At 68.3% G+C, this 15,133-nt stretch carries 11 protein-coding genes; 3 read left to right on the forward strand and 8 right to left on the reverse strand.

The genetic code is table 11. The features are described 5' to 3' along the window. Positions 1-36: 36 nt before the first annotated feature. The 4 genes from C3B78_RS06040 to nirB form a co-directional block, all read right to left on the reverse strand. Positions 37-897 (reverse strand): FAD-dependent oxidoreductase, encoded by an 861-nt coding sequence (locus C3B78_RS06040; protein ID WP_104997265.1) that lies wholly within the window; start codon positions 895-897, stop codon positions 37-39. Positions 898-1,101: 204 nt separating this feature from the next. Continuing rightward, complete coding sequence (locus C3B78_RS06045; protein WP_104997266.1) at positions 1,102-2,262, reverse strand: uroporphyrinogen-III synthase; 1,161 nt, start codon at positions 2,260-2,262, stop codon at positions 1,102-1,104. 14 nt (positions 2,263-2,276) lie between these two features. Then, the gene (gene cobA, locus C3B78_RS06050; protein WP_104997267.1) at positions 2,277-3,311 is read right to left on the reverse strand and encodes a uroporphyrinogen-III C-methyltransferase; all 1,035 of its coding nucleotides are present in this window, start codon (positions 3,309-3,311) and stop codon (positions 2,277-2,279) included. A gap of 2 nt (positions 3,312-3,313) precedes the next feature. Next, positions 3,314-5,959, reverse strand: coding sequence for a nitrite reductase large subunit NirB (nirB, locus tag C3B78_RS06055; protein WP_104997268.1), 2,646 nt, complete (start codon positions 5,957-5,959; stop codon positions 3,314-3,316). 274 nt (positions 5,960-6,233) lie between these two features. On the opposite strand from nirB, the gene nirD reads away from it, so the two are divergent. Continuing rightward, positions 6,234-6,617, forward strand: a complete 384-nt coding sequence (gene nirD / locus C3B78_RS06060) for a nitrite reductase small subunit NirD (protein WP_104997269.1) — start codon at positions 6,234-6,236, stop codon at positions 6,615-6,617. A gap of 6 nt (positions 6,618-6,623) precedes the next feature. Here the strand turns inward: nirD and C3B78_RS06065 are convergent, their stop codons facing one another. Beyond that, positions 6,624-8,384, reverse strand: a complete 1,761-nt coding sequence (locus tag C3B78_RS06065) for a phospho-sugar mutase (protein ID WP_199775346.1) — start codon at positions 8,382-8,384, stop codon at positions 6,624-6,626. Positions 8,385-8,466: 82 nt separating this feature from the next. Continuing rightward, the gene (locus C3B78_RS06070) at positions 8,467-9,285 is read right to left on the reverse strand and encodes a purine-nucleoside phosphorylase (protein ID WP_104997271.1); all 819 of its coding nucleotides are present in this window, start codon (positions 9,283-9,285) and stop codon (positions 8,467-8,469) included. 132 nt (positions 9,286-9,417) lie between these two features. Between C3B78_RS06070 and C3B78_RS06075 the strand changes: the two genes are divergently transcribed. Then, positions 9,418-10,833: an NAD(P)H-quinone dehydrogenase gene (locus tag C3B78_RS06075; RefSeq protein WP_104997272.1), complete on the forward strand. Its 1,416-nt coding sequence runs from the start codon at positions 9,418-9,420 to the stop codon at positions 10,831-10,833. A 241-nt stretch (positions 10,834-11,074) separates the two neighbouring features. Next, positions 11,075-11,260, forward strand: coding sequence for a PspC domain-containing protein (locus C3B78_RS06080; protein ID WP_104997273.1), 186 nt, complete (start codon positions 11,075-11,077; stop codon positions 11,258-11,260). 70 nt (positions 11,261-11,330) lie between these two features. Here the strand turns inward: C3B78_RS06080 and C3B78_RS06085 are convergent, their stop codons facing one another. Together C3B78_RS06085 and C3B78_RS06090 are read right to left on the reverse strand one after the other, a co-directional pair. Continuing rightward, complete coding sequence (locus C3B78_RS06085) at positions 11,331-12,893, reverse strand: FAD-dependent oxidoreductase (RefSeq protein WP_104997274.1); 1,563 nt, start codon at positions 12,891-12,893, stop codon at positions 11,331-11,333. Further along, positions 12,890-15,133, reverse strand: coding sequence for a molybdopterin oxidoreductase family protein (locus tag C3B78_RS06090; protein ID WP_104997275.1), 2,244 nt, complete (start codon positions 15,131-15,133; stop codon positions 12,890-12,892). The genes C3B78_RS06085 and C3B78_RS06090 overlap by 4 nt, the downstream gene beginning before the upstream one ends.

The following is a 15,133-nucleotide window of genomic DNA, read 5'->3' on the forward strand; positions in this document are numbered from 1 at the left end:
GTGATTATCGGGCCGGGAGTGACCCCGCGTTGCTGTTCAGGCGGCGGCCTGCAGCGGAACTGGAGCGGAGGCAGCCGTCAGCAGCTGGGTGGCACAGGCGCCCGCAGCGGAAGCGGCGGCCACCAGCAGGCCCAGCCGGACGCCGTCGAACGCTGCGGCATCTCCGAGGGCCCAGATGCCCGGCACGGACGTCCGGAAGTCATGGCTGATCACGATCCCTCCGGAGGCCGCCGTCTCCAGGCCCGCGCTGGCGGCGAGGTCGTCCCGGGATTCACGTTCCTCGGCCAGGACCACCAGGTCGCCGTACATGCTGCTGCCGTCCTCGAAAACCACGCCGGAGGCTGCAAAGCCCGAGGTTGATGGGGCAGGGATCACGGAGACCGGCCGGGCCGTGGTGCGGATGGGCCGCACGCCGCGGGCCCGGAGGACCGCCTCCGCCTGGCCGGCCGCGGCGCCGGTGCCCACCAGGATTCCCAGCGGACGCCGGCCCAGCTCCCTGGCCACCTGGCTCACGGCCTCGCCGACGCGGGCGGCGTCGTCGATGGTGGAGTAGCTCAGGCACTGGCCCGCTCCCTCGACGGGGCTGGCCACGGGCGCCGAGCCAGTGGCGATGACCAGCTGGTCGTAGGCGAATTCCATGCCGTCCGCCGTGGCCACCGTGCGGTTCACGGCGTCGATGTGGCTGGCCGGCTGTCCGAACCGCACGGAAACCTGGGGCAGCATCGCCAGCTCCAGCAGTTCCGCCGGGGTGTCGTCCCGGTTGCTCAGGACTGTGATGGTGCCGGTGAAGCGGGCCCGGTCAAGCTGGCTGACCAGTGCCCGGGCAGCCGGCCCTGCGCCGGCGATGACGATGCGGGTGGCGGGCGCGGTGGTGGTGGAGGGTGCCGGAGCGGACATGTGCTGGCCCTTTCGCTGGCGGCCGGGAACGGCCGTAACTTCGTGATGGAACCAGCGTAGGCCCGCGCCTTTTCCGGGGTGTTTCCCCGCAGTTGCTGTTTATCAGGGCTGTGTTCGCCAGTATTTACCGGCCGGTAACAGAACCCGTGACCTGCCTCTCATCCATGCGTGCGGCTGACACATTAGGGCCCGGCTCCGGCCCGGCTAGACGCGGATCCGGTAGCCGCGCTTTACCACGGTCTCCACCAGCCGCCCGTCAGGCAGGGACGAACGGAGCCGGCTCACCGTCATGTCCAGCGCATGGACGGAACCGCGCAGTTCCAGCAGGTCGGACAGCGATTCACGGGACAGGACGGCGCCGCCCGCCCCGAGCAAGGCCCGCAGGAGCAGCAGGGGAGCGGGCGCCAGTTCCACGACCTGGCCGTTGATGCGGAGGCTTCGGCCGCGCAGCTCGATGTTGCCTGACCGGGTGTCGAGGCGGCGCACGTGGTTCAGGGCAAGGTGTTCGCACACCAGGCGGATAAGGGCGCCCATCCGGAAGCGCTCCGGGATCAGCGGGGTTACTCCGGCATCCAGCAGCGGCTGCGCGGTGACCGGACCCACCACGGCCGTGGTGACGTTTGTCTTCAGGCTCTCGATCAGCTGCTTGTACACGCCCATCTCGTGGGCGGTGCTCCACAGGGCATCGACGGCGGGCGCGCTGGTGAAGGTGAGGACATCCAGGTTTCCGCTGCACGCAGCCTCAATGAGCCGCGGAAGCCGGTCCTCGCCGTCGGGCTTTACCCAGCGGTACGGCGTGACTGTCAGGACTGTGGCGCCGGACATCCGCAGGCGCTCCAGCTGCCGAACGTCCGTGTAGCCGTGCAGCTGCACGGCGACCGTCTTGCCCCGGACGCCCTCGTTGAGCAGCATGTCCACCAATGTTGCGGTGGTTTCGTCACTGCTGATTCCGACGTCGGCAAGGCCGGCCGCGCGCACGGCGCCGCGGGCTTTGGGTCCACGGACGAACATCCGGCAGGCGCCAAGGGTGTCCAGCAGCTGCTCGCCGATCCCGAAGGAATCCGCTGCCTCGCACCAGCGGCGCATGCCGTAGGCGGTGGTGGCGATGCAGAGGTCCGGCCTGGCGGCGATGATGGCCTTGGTGTCCTCGATGAGGCGCATGTCCTCCTGCACGGGGGCGATCTTCAGCGCGGGGGCGTGCAGCACGTCGGCGCCGCGGCGCTCCAGGGCCTCAATGAGGTCGCTGGAGCGGCGATCCGAGGTCACGCCGATGCGGAAGCCCTCCAGGGGCGACTCGGCGGTGTCCGGTGCTTCGCCAGCCCTTTGTTCGACCTGCGGTGCTTCGGCCGGTGCAAGTGCAGTCATGGGGGTCAATCCTTTCATGAACCCAGCAGCGAGGCCGCCAGCCTGTCCAGGTCGGCGGCGGCCTCGGCATGCCCGCGGTTGGCCTCAGCCACCCGAACCACCTCGCCGATGACCAGCACGGCAGGGTTGCTGCATCCGGCAGCGGCCGAGGTGATCGTGCCAAGGTCCGCGATGGTGGTGCGCTGGCCGGGGCGGTAGCCGCGTTCGACGACGGCCATGGGCATGTCAGCGCGCATCCCCGCCCTGCGCAGTCCAGCGGCCAGCTGGTGAAGGGTTCCGATGCCCATCAGCACCACGATGGTCCCGCCCAGCCCGGCCAGGTGCTTGTGCTCCTTTTCGGTCAGCGGCGCGTGGCCGGAGACCACGGTGAACATGTGGCTGACTTCGCGGTGGGTCACCGGGATCCCGGCGGCGGCCGGGACGGAGATCGCGCTGGTGACCCCGGAGATGACGCGGACCTTGACGCCGGCGGCGACGCAGGCGGCAACTTCCTCGCCGCCGCGGCCGAACACGTAGGGGTCCCCGCCCTTGAGGCGGACCACGTTGTTGCCGGCCAGGGCACTTTCCACCATGAGCTTCTCGATGTCCCCCTGGCTCACCTTGTGGTGGCCGGGCTTCTTCCCGACGTCCACAAGTTCGGCCGAGGTCATGGACGGCAGCTCCTGGTACGGGGCCAGCCGGTCATAAAAGACGACGTCGGCATCACGCAGGGCCTTGATCGCAGCGACCGTGAGGAGTTCGGTGGTTCCGGGTCCGCCGCCCACCAGCGTGACATGGCCAGCTGGGCCGGCTGCCGGTTCGGCTGCCACCGGAATGCCGGTGGTGCGGCACCGCTCCAGCAGGGCCTCCCAGCCGGGCTGTCCGTCGTCGACTGCCGCCACCAGGAAGGGGCGTTCGGGCAGCGGACCGTCATGGCTTGCCCCTTGGGGGGTGCTGAGGCGGTAGACGACGGCGCCTGCCGCTTCGTAGCGGCGGACGGCCTGGCGGGCAGCGTAGTCGGAGCCGGTGACCAGGACTTCCCGGCCGGTCAGATCAATGCTGAGCTGCATGCCTATACCTCGTTCTCGTTGCTGGGCCGGACGGGGATGGAGGCCCCGATCAGGACTGGCTGCTGGGCGGCTGCCGCCTTTTCCTCCGCGGTTGCGGGGCGCATCTGGCCGCGTTCGTCCGGGACGAAGGTGATGGAGTCGTCCTTCTGGTCGGGGGCGTTGACGAAGGAGCGGAACCGGCGCAGGCGCTCGGGGTCCTTGAGGGTGTCTGCCCATTCGTCAACGTAGGTGTCCACGTGCTTGGCCATGGCGGCTTCCAGGTCCGCGGCGATGCCCAGGGTGTCCTTGACCACCACGTCTTCAACGTGCTTGATGCCGCCGTCGAGCTCTTCCTGCCAGCGCGCCGTGCGCTGCAGGCGGTCCGCGGTGCGGATGTAGTACATGAAGTAGCGGTCGATGTACTTGATCAGGGTCTCGTCGTCCAGGTCCTTGGCCAGCAGCTGGGCGTGGGCCGGAGTGGCGCCGCCGTTGCCGCCGACGTACAGGTTCCAGCCGTCCGCGGTGGCGATCACGCCGACGTCCTTGCCCCGCGCTTCGGCGCATTCGCGGGCACAGCCGGAGACGCCCATCTTGAGCTTGTGCGGGCTGCGGAGGCCGCGGTAGCGGAGTTCGAGCTGGATGGCCATGGCCACCGAGTCCTGGACGCCGAACCGGCACCAGGTGGATCCGACGCAGGACTTCACCGTACGCAGGCTCTTCCCGTACGCCTGGCCGGATTCGAAGCCGGCGTCCACGAGTTCCTTCCAGATCTCCGGCAGCTGCTCGAGCCGGGCGCCGAACATGTCGATCCGCTGGCCGCCGGTGATCTTGGTGTACAGGTTGTACTTCTCGGCTACGGCAGCGATGACACCGAGCTTCTTGGGGGTGATTTCGCCGCCGGCGATGCGGGGGACCACCGAGTAGGTGCCGTCCTTCTGCATGTTGGCCAGGGCGCGGTCGTTGGTGTCCTGCAGGGTGCCGCGGCCGGCGTCCAGGACATAGGCACTGTTCTGGCTGGCCAGGATGTTGGCGATGGTGGGCTTGCAGATGTCGCAGCCGGCGCCGGTACCGTACTTGGCCATGATCTCTTCGAAGGAGGTCAGCCCCAGGACGCGGATGGCGTCGAACAGTTCCTGGCGGGACAGTTCGATGTGCTCGCAGAGTGCTTTGGAAACCTCGACGCCGGACTTGGTCAGTTCGGTTTCCAGGAGTTTCTTCAGCATCGGCACGCAGGAACCGCACTGGGTTCCGGCGCGGGTGCAGCCCTTCAGCTCACCCAGTTCCTGGACGGGGGCGTTGCCCTCGCAGGCGCCGCAGCCGTTGATGGCGTCGCGGATGCTTCCGGCGGTGACGTTGTTGCAGGAACACAGGGTGGCGTCGTCGGGCAGTTCGGTTTCTGGAGCGTCGCCGCCGCCGGCGGCGCTGAGGAAGGCGCCCGGCTCGGCGGGAAGCTCGCGGCCCAGCAGCGGCCGCAGGCTCATGTACGGTGTGGCGTCGCCGACGAAGATGCCGCCCAGCAGGGTCTTGGCGTCGTCGGTGGTGACGATCTTCTGGTACACGCCGCGGGCCGGGTCGGCATAAACGATTTCAAGGGCGTGCTCGGTCTTGGCGAACGCGTCACCGAAGCTGGCCACGTCCACGCCGGAGAGCTTGAGCTTGGTGGCGGTGTCGAAGCCCGGGAACGTGGCGTCCCCGCCGTGCAGGCGGTCGGCCACAATCTCCGCCATGGTGTTTGCGGGGGCAACCAGGCCCAGGCACATGCCGCCGTAATTGGCCACTTCACCGATGGCCCAGATGCCCGGCACTTCGGTTTCGCAGTAGTCGTTGATGACCACGCCGCCGCGGGGACCCAGGCTGAACACCTGTTCCTCGCCCTCGGCGGCGCGGAAGAGTTCGTCGCGGGGCCGGACGCCGATGGCCACAATGACCATGTCCGCGTCGATGATGCGGCCGTCAGCCATGAGGACACCGGTGACCTGGCCGTCGTCGTCCGAAAGCACCTCGGACGGGAACACGCCGCCGTGGACCTCGAAGCCCTTGGCCTTGATGAGCCGCCCCATTGCCTGCCCCGCGCCTTCGTCCAGCTGGGTGGCCATCAGCCACTGGGAGCCGTCGATGACGATCGGGTTGGCGCCGAGCTGCTCGGTGCCGGCTGCCGATTCGAGTCCCAGGAGCCCGCCGCCGATGGTGACGGCGTTGACCTTGCGGCCCAGCTTCTCCTTCAGCCCGGCGATGGCCTCGTTGATGGCCCATACGTCTTCGAGCGTGCGGTAGACGTGCGTGTGCTCGGCGCCGGGGATGGGCAGGCGTGCGGCGTTCGAGCCGGTGGCCACCACCAGTTCGTCATACTCGAAGACGTTGCCGGCAGCGGTTTCCACGCTCTTGGCTTCGGCGTTGATCTTGACGACACGCTCGCCGGTCTTGAGCTCCAGGGAAGGATGCTCCCACATGGACGCGGTCCCCAGCGTCAGGTCGACATCTTTGTCTGTGAGCGCCTTGGACAGGGCCACCCGGTCGTAGGGGAGATGGGCTTCCTCAGTGAGGACAGTGACATGCCAGCCATCGAGGCCACGGGCATGCATTGCGTCCGCAAAACGGTGGGCCGCGGGGCCGCCGCCGGCGACGACGATGCGGCGCGGAGTCTCTGTGCTTGAAGTCTGTTCGGTCACTGATGGGCCTTTCGCATGGGCCGCAGGCAGTTTTCCTGCAGCCTTCTCTGACGAGCTGTCCATTCAGAATAGGGAGGCGCAGTTTCGCTTCAGTTTCCCGATTGTTTCGTCAACTTAACTTCTGCATCACGAACGCATTTCCGGCCGCGTGAGGTGTCTTTTACGTTGTGGACACATTCACTGCATCCCTTTGAAACACCGCGGGCCTAGCGTGGATCACGGCCGCAGAGGTGGCCATTGAGAAGGATTACACGCACAGGGAGAGGAGCCGGACATGACGGCAACACTGGAACTCGGGGGACTGGAAGCCGGCATGGATGAGGCTGTCTCCGGCATCGCCGGCTGGCACGCCGTCTGCCGGCTGGACGACTTGGAGGTTGCCTGGGGCGAAGCCGCCCTGATCGCGGGACGCCAGGTTGCACTCTTCCGTACCGGCGCCAACGAGGTTTTCGCGGTGGCCCATGAGGACCCTGCAACGGGCGCCCATGTCATGGCACGCGGAATCCTGGGCTCACGAGGCGAGCGTCCCACCATCGCTTCGCCGCTGCACAAAGAGGTTTACGACCTTGAAACCGGTGAATGCTTCAGCACCCCTGGCCTGAGCCTTGCCACGTTCCCGACCCGGATCGCAGGCGGAGTCGTGGAGATCGAGCTGTAGCAGGGGCTAGAGGCCCAGGGCTTCGCTGACGTCGCGGAGCACCTCGTCCAGCGCCGCCCGCGCCGCCTGCCGGGCGGCGGGCAGTTCGGCCGCGGAGCCCACGTGGTGGATAACCTCGAGGTAACACTTGAGCTTGGGCTCGGTGCCGCTGGGCCGGATGATCACCCTGGTGAGGTCCCGGGTCACGTACAGCAGGCCGTCAGTGGACGGAAGCCCGTCGCTGCCCTCGGCCAGATCGGCATAAACCTCAACTGCGGATGACCCGAACGTTTCCGGCGGGGAAACCCTCAGCCGGTTCATCATGGCGTCCAGCAGCCCCAGGTCCGCAACCCTGATGCTGAGCTGGTCGCTGGCGTGCAGGCCGTGCTGCAGGTAGAGCTCGTCCAGGGTGTCAAAGACGGATTTGCCGTCAGCCTTGGCGGCCGCGGCAAGTTCGGCAATCAGGAGGGCAGCCGAGATGCCGTCCTTGTCCCGCACCAGGTCCGGCGCCACGCAGTATCCCAGCGCTTCCTCGTAGCCGTACACCAGCCCGGGAACCCGGGAAATCCACTTGAACCCGGTGAGGGTCTCCTGGTGCGCGTATCCGGCTGCCGCAGCGATGCGGGCCAGCAGCCTGGAGGACACGATCGAATTCGCGAACACTCCCTTGGCGCCCTCGTCCGCGCCGCCGTCGTCCTTCCCCCGTCCTGCGGCCAGCCGGGCGGCTATGTGCGCGCCAAGCAGCGCGCCCACTTCGTCCCCGCGGAGCATCCGCCAGGCCCCGGTGTCCGGATCCTTGGCCGCAACGGCGGCCCGGTCGGCGTCCGGATCATTGGCGATCACGATGTCCGCGGCCTGCCGCTCAGCGGCCTCCAGCGCCAGGTCAAGGGCCCCGGGTTCTTCCGGATTCGGAAAGCTGACAGTGGGAAAGTCCGGGTCCGGCTCGGCCTGTTCGGCCACCAGCGTGATGTCCCTGAAACCTGCCGCGTTCAGAACGGCCAGTGCGGTCCCGCCGCCCACGCCGTGCAGGGGGGTCAGGACAATGCGCAGGTCGCGGGCCGGGAAGTGGTCCGGCAGGGCAAGCCCGGCGGTTGCCCGTTCGTAGTCCGACGCAATGGAGCTGTCCAGGACGGTCCAGCCGGCAGGGGCCAGGGTGATGGATTCCAGCGCCCCCACGGCGTTGATCCGGGCTGCGATCTCAGCATCGTAGGGGGCCACGATCTGGGCGCCGTTGCCGCTGTCCGCCACGGCGTGGCGGCCCAGGTACACCTTGTAGCCGTTGTCCTGCGGAGGGTTGTGGCTGGCAGTCACCATGACCCCGCCGTCGCACTCCAGCGCCCGGACCGCGTAGGCCAGCAGCGGAGTGGGCAGCGCCGCGGGCATCAGGAAGGTCTCGATTCCGGCGGCCGTGAAAATGGCTGCGGTTTCTTCCGCGAAGATGTCGGAGTTGTACCGGGCGTCATAGCCGACGACGGCGCGCGGCCGCGTGCCCGGCGAGGCGTCGGCTACCGCCGAGAGCAGGAAGTCCGCGAGGCCGGCAGCGGCCCGCCGCACCACCACCCGGTTCATCCGGTTCGGGCCCGGACCGAGGGCGGCCCGGAGCCCCGCCGTTCCGAACTCCAGTGTGCCGCGGAAGCTGTCCGCCAGCTCCTGGCGTGCGGCGGGAACGCCGTTGTCGACGAGCTGGACGAGTTCCAGGAGGGAAGCCGATGTGGCGGGATCCGGGTCTTGGGCAGCCCATTCGCGGGCTTCATTGAGCAGGCGGAAATCGGCATCGGAAGACGTCATGGGCATAACGCTATCGTCATTGGCCGCCGAAGCTGTGCCGCCTCCCTCGGAAAGCGGAAATTCACTGCAGCGCTGTCCCGCGTCAGAGCCGGGCGATGATTTCGGCAAGCAGCCTGGAAATCCGCGGCCCCGCCGCCTGTCCGGACTCGATGACTTCCTGGTGGCTCAGGGGCCGGGGGCTGATGCCGGCGGCAAGGTTGGTGACCAGCGAGATGCCGAACACTTCCATCCCTGCGTGCCGCCCTGCGATAGCCTCCAGCGCCGTCGACATGCCCACCAGGTCCGCGCCGATGCGCTTTGCGTACTGCACCTCGGCCGGCGTCTCGTAGTGCGGGCCGGGGAACTGCGCATACACGCCCTCCTCAAGGGAGGCGTCGACCTCGCGGGCCAGGCCCCGGATGCGCGCCGAGTAAAGGTCCGTGAGGTCCACGAAGGTGGCGCCTTCCAGCGGGGAGGCGGCGGTGAGATTGATGTGGTCGCTGATCAGCACAGGGGTTCCCGGGGTCCAGTTTTCCTGGAGGCCGCCGCAGCCGTTGGTGAGCACCAGGGTCTTGCAGCCGGCCGCCGCGGCCGCGCGGATGCCGTGCACTACCGCGCGCACGCCCTTGCCCTCGTAGTAGTGCGTCCTTGCGCCCAGGACCAGGGCCCTCTTGCCGCCCTTGGTCAGCACCGAGCGGATGGTGCCCACGTGGCCTTCCACCGCGGGCGCATGGAAGCCGGGAACCTCTTCCGCGGACAGGGTCGCGGTGGTCTCGCCGATCAGGTCGGCCGCCTCAGCCCAACCGGAGCCGAGCACCAGGGCGACGTCGTGGCTGTCCACGCCTGTTTCCTCGGCGATGTAGTCGGCGGCGGCATGTGCGGCCGCGAAGGGATCGGTGTTCAGGAAGTCAGTTGTACTCACTGGTACAAGCTATCCTGCCGCCTGCGCTGGCGCCCACCCTGGCCGCCTGTCCTGGCCGCCTGCCCCGCTGCCGGTTTCTGAGAGACCGTTTTCTTTGGCGGTGCGGGGCAGTTGCAGGGAGAATGGTTGATTGTGACTACGCATCCAGATTTCAGTTCGCCCCGGATCGCAATCCTCGGAGGTGGTCCAGGGGGGTACGAAGCCGCCATGGTGGCCGCCTCGCTGGGGGCGCAGGTCACCATCATCGAGCGGGCCGGGCTGGGCGGATCAGCCGTGCTGACCGACGTCGTCCCGTCCAAGACCCTGATCGCCACCGCGGACCTCATGACGCGCGTCGGCGAGGCGGGCGAGCTGGGAGTGAAATTCGACGTCGACGGCGGCGACTTTGTCCCGGTGATGCGCGCCGACCTCAAGCACATCAACGACCGCCTGCTCAACCTGGCGCGCAGCCAGTCCAAGGACATCCATGACGGGCTGGAGCACCAGGGAGTTCGGATCCTTGCAGGGTCCGGCCGCCTGGTGGACGACCACACCATCGAGGTCCTCACGGCGGAGGGCACCGAAACAGTTGAAGCGGACACCATCCTGCTCGCCGTGGGTGCCCATCCGCGCGAGCTTGCCACGGCCAGGCCGGACGGCGAGCGGATCCTCAACTGGACTCAGATCTACGACCTCGATGAACTGCCCGAGGAACTGATTGTGGTGGGTTCCGGTGTCACCGGCGCCGAATTCGCCTCCGCGTACAACGGCCTGGGGTCCAAGGTGACGCTGATTTCCAGCCGTGACCGCGTGCTTCCCGGGTCCGATGTGGATGCTGCAGTGGTGCTGGAGGAAGTGTTCGAGCGCCGCGGCGTCCGCGTCCTGTCCCGTTCCCGGGCCGAGAGCGTGGAACGGACGGACGACGGCGTGCTGGTCACCCTCAGCGACGGGTCCAAGGTCACCGGCAGCCACTGCCTGCTGTGCCTGGGCTCCATCCCCAACACGGCCGGAATCGGCCTCGAGGAGGCCGGAGTGGCGCTCAGCGAGAGCGGCCATATTAAGGTCGACGGCGTTTCGCGCACCTCCGCGCCCAACATCTACGCCGCGGGCGACTGCACCGGCGTGCTCCCGCTGGCCTCCGTGGCGGCGATGCAGGGACGCATTGCGGTGGCCCACTTCATGGGCGACACCGTTACCCCGCTCAAGCTGCACCAGGTGGCGTCCAACATCTTCACCTCGCCGGAAATTGCCAATGTCGGGGTTTCCGAGGCCGAGATCGACTCCGGCAAATACCAGGGCGACATCATCAAGCTCTCGCTGCGCAGCAACGCCCGCGCCAAGATGCGCAACCACCGGGACGGCTTCGTGAAAATCTTCGCCCGCAAGGGCTCGGGCACCGTCATTGGCGGTGTGGTGGTGGGACCGAACGCGTCCGAATTGATCTTCCCGATCTCCATCGCGGTGAAGCAGAAGCTGCACGTCGACGACGTCGCCAGCACCTTTACCGTCTACCCTTCCTTGAGCGGATCGATCTCGGAGGCGGCGCGGCGCCTGCACGTGCATATGTAAGGGCCCGTTTGTACGGGCAGAAAGTCGCCTGCGGGGTTGCGCTGGAATCCGCGCAGCCCTGCTGTTCTACGAGGTAAAACTGCTATCTTCAAGACACCAGGCTGGTACTGACTTATCGGGGTGTCCTGCTTGGGCCGGGCTCCGGGGAGTGTATCCCGTGGTAGCCGGTTTCCGGGGCCCTTGACCGTACGCCCATATTCGGCAGTAATGAATCAACGGTACGAAAGGTTAGGTACAAGCGATGACAACAGCACTAATGAGGCCGCGCCGCGGCAAGATCATTGGCGGCGTCTGCGCAGCCCTGGCGGCCCGCTTTGGACTCCCGAAATTCCTGGTCCGGCTGGGCTTCGTCATCTTTGGGCTTGTCGGGGTAGGCGAACTTGCGTACATCGTGCTGTGGATCATCATTCCCAAGGAGCCGGCGTAACCACAGATGGTGGCCGGGGCGGCAGACCCCTCCCGGGGCGTCTGGAGAGCCTCAACCACCAGGCCCGGGTTCAGGCGGCCGGAACCGCCTGGAAGTGTTTTTCTATGAGCCCCTTGATGTCCTCGTGGCAGCCGCCGCAGCCGGTGCCGGCACGGGTTGCCTTGGACACCTCTGCCACCGTGGAGCAGCCTTCCTCAACTGCGCCCTGGATGGCCGTTCCGCTGACGCCCGCGCACCGGCATACGGTGCCGGCCGGATCGGCGGGACCCGTACCGGGCAGCTGGTCCGGGCCGTCAAGGCGCAGCAGCAGGGACCTGTCAGCCGGCAATTCGGCGCTTCGTTCGAACAGCCCCACAAGCTCGGCGGCGGTGCGTGGCATTCCTACAGCCACGAGGCCTTCAAGAACGCCGCCGCGGGTGGTCATCTTCACGTAGCGGCCGTGTTCCGGATCCGCCCACTGGGCAACCTGGAGGCGCGGGCGCCCGTTCACCGCGCCGGCGGACAGTGCTTCCTCATCCCACGGCTCGGCAGAGTTGTCCCCCGCCACGGCCATGTTCATGCCGCGTGCCTTCAGGACAATGACGCCCGCCTGCTCCGCAGGCAGTTCCGCCAGAACTTCGGCTTCCTCCGGCGTGCCAGCGGCCAGGAGGGTCAGGTATTCGGCCAGCCACTCGGCCTGCCGCCAGCCCGGCCCCACCAGGCCCGACGGTCCTTTGGCGTTGCGGCAGGATGCGCAGCCCGGGTCCGGGCAGCGCACCTCTGCGCAGTCGCCGATGGCGAAGATGTGCGGCTCGTGGTGGGCGCGGAGCTTGTGGTCCACCAGGATTCCTGCGGACGTGGAGAGCCCGCAGCCCTCGGCCAGCTCCGTGCGGGGACGGACACCGCAGGACAGCACCAGGAGGTCGCCGTCGATCGCCGACCCGTCATCCAGCAGCAAAGCGGAGAAACCGCCGTCGGGCGCGTTGTGCTCCACGCCGGTGGAGCGGGCGTTGCCGGCCATCCGGACGCCGCAGCGGCGTAGGCTGGCAGCCAGGACGGCGCCGCCGCCGCGGTCGATGTTGCGTCCCAGCGGGTGCGGCCCGTTGTGGACCACGGTGACGGTGGCGCCTTCTTCGGCCGCGGCCAAGGCAGTCTCCAGGCCCAGGACGCCGCCGCCCAGGACAACCACGCGCTTGCCGCCCGCAACGGCCTGGCGCAGCACGTCGGCATCACGCAGGTCGCGCAGCGCGGTGACGCCTGCCGGAAGGACCGGGCGGGTGGGATCCGGGTTGATGCCGGTGAGGTTGGGAATGACCGGGCGCGAGCCGGTGGCAAAGACCAGGCGGTCGTAGTGGACTGACGCGCCGTCGGACAGGATGACCTGTTGCCGGGCCCGGTCCACCCTGCGGACGCGGAGGCCGAGGCGGACGTCCACACCGTCGCCGGCCAGGGCCTCGGCGTCGGCGAGTGCCAGGGCCTCGGCGGTGGTCCGTCCCACGCCGAGGTCGGCGACGAGCACGCGGTTGTAGGCTGCTTCAGCTTCCTCGCCCACCACCGTCAGGGCCGCCCGGCCGCTGCGGACCACGGGCAGGAGTTCGTCCACCAGCCGGGCCGCCACCGGACCGAATCCCACAATGACAATTTGCTCGCTCATGAGGCCTCCGTCGTTTGAAGCACGTTGGTGGAGAGGGGAACGGCCACGGGCCGGACCCACACGGTGTTGAACTTGAATTCGGGCATCCCGGAGATGGGGTCCGTGGCTGCCTCGGTCAGGCGGTTGGCGCTCTCCAGTTCGGGGAAGTGGAAGGGCAGGAAGACGGTCTCGGGACGGATGGCGTTGCTGAGCCGGGCCCGGCACACCACCTCGCCGCGCTCATTGGCCACCGACACGGGCGTGCCCTCGGTGATGCCCATGGATGCTGCGGCTGCCGGATGGATCTGCACCTCTGCCTCCGGCTGCGCTGCCAGCAGCTCCGGCACCCGCCGGGTCTGCGTGCCGGACTGGTAGTGCTCCAGGAGGCGGCCCGTGATCAGGGTCATGGTCTTGGCGGTTGCGTCCCCTGCAGGGGGCGCAGCAGGAGTACGACGGCGGCGCGGCGTTACCGGGACCATCACGGCTTTGCCGTCAGCGTGCGCGAATGCGTCCTGGAACAGGCGCGGCGTCCCGGTGCTGCCGGCGGGGTAGGGCCAGTAGGCGGCTTCCCCGCGGTCCAGCATGGCGTAGTCGATGCCCGAGTAGTCGGCCAGCCCGCCGGCGGAGGCCAGGCGGAGTTCCTCGAAGACGGTTTCGGGGTCTTCGCTGTAGGTGGACGGTGCGTCCAGCGCCTCGGCCAGCCGCGCCATGATCCAGAGTTCGCTGCGGGCACCAGGCGGGGGAGCAAGGGCGCGGCGGCGGCGCAGCACCCGCCCTTCGAGGTTGGTCAGGGTGCCTTCCTCTTCCGCCCACTGGAGCACCGGGAGGATGAGGTCCGCCTCGGCTGCGGTCTCGGACATAAAGAAATCGCAGACCATCAGGAAGTCCAGGCTGCGGAGCCCCTGGATCACCGCGTTCGCGTCGGGGGAAGCCACTGCGATATTGGAGGCATGGACGAAAAGGCAACGGACGCCGTCGGGCTTTCCCAGTGACTGAAGCAGCTGGACGGCGGGCAGGCCGGGGCCGGGAATCAGCTCCTCGGGAACGCCCCATACGCCGGCTACGTGGGCGCGGGCGGCTGGGTCGGTGATCTTGCGGTAGCCGGGGAGCTGGTCCGCCTTCTGGCCATGTTCGCGGCCGCCCTGGCCGTTGCCCTGGCCGGTGAGGGTGCCGTAGCCGCTGCGGGCGGAACCGGGAAGGCCCAGCAGGAGGCTCAGGTTGATGGCCGCCGTTGCGGTATCGGTGCCGTCCACGTGCTGTTCCACGCCGCGGCCGGTGAGGATGTAGCTGCCGCCCTGGCGGGCTCCGGCGGCGAGACGGCGGGCAGTTTCCCGAATGAGTTCGGCCGGGACGCCGGTGAGGGACTGGACGCGTTCGGGCCAGAAGGAATTGACGCTGCGGGCTACGGCACTGTAGCCGGAGGTGCGTTCCCCGACGTAGGAAGTGTCCACCAGGTTCTCGTGGATGACCACGTGGGAGATGCCCAGGAGGAGGGCCAGGTCGGTGCCCGGCAGGGGCTGCAGGTGGAGGCCTCCGCCGTCGGCCGTGAAGGCAGCCGTGGCGGAGCGGCGGGGATCGACCACGATCAGCCCGCCGGCGTCGCGCGTTCCCTTGAGGTGCTGCACAAAGGGAGGCATGGTCTCGGCAACATTCGAGCCCAGCATCAAAATGGTGCTGGCACTGTCCAGGGCTTCCAGCGGGAACGGCAGGCCGCGGTCAACACCGAAGGCCCGCATCCCGGCGGCCGCGGCGGAGGACATGCAGAAGCGGCCGTTGTAATCGATCCTCGACGTGCCCAGGGCAAGCCGGGCGAACTTGCCGAGCATGTAGGCCTTTTCGTTGGTCAGGCCGCCGCCGCCGAAAACGCCGACGGCGTCAGCTCCGTAGCGTGCGCGGGCATCCTTTACCGCGGCGACCGCAACGTCCAGGGCGTGCTCCCAGCTGATCGGACGGTGGACGCCGTCGGGACCCTTCAGCAGCGGCTCGGTGATCCGCCCGGCGTGGTTCAGGAGGCTGGGGGAAGTCCAGCCCTTGCGGCAGAGGCCACCGCGGTTGGTGGGGAAATCCCGGCCCTGGACTGTGAGCGGCACGTGGGTGGGCACCTTGGGCGTCGCTTCAATAACCGGCCGTTCCGCTGCGGGTGGTGCGGACACGGGGACTGGCCCCGGCTGGGAAGCCGGGGCCAGGCCCGTTGGAGACGTGAGCGTCATTGCGCACTGCAGGGCGCAGTAAGGGCAGTGCGTGTCGGCGCTTGTGGTCAT

Origin of the sequence: Arthrobacter sp. PGP41, assembly GCF_002953935.1 — a bacterium.
In the GTDB taxonomy this organism is placed as follows: Bacteria; Actinomycetota; Actinomycetes; order Actinomycetales; family Micrococcaceae; genus Arthrobacter.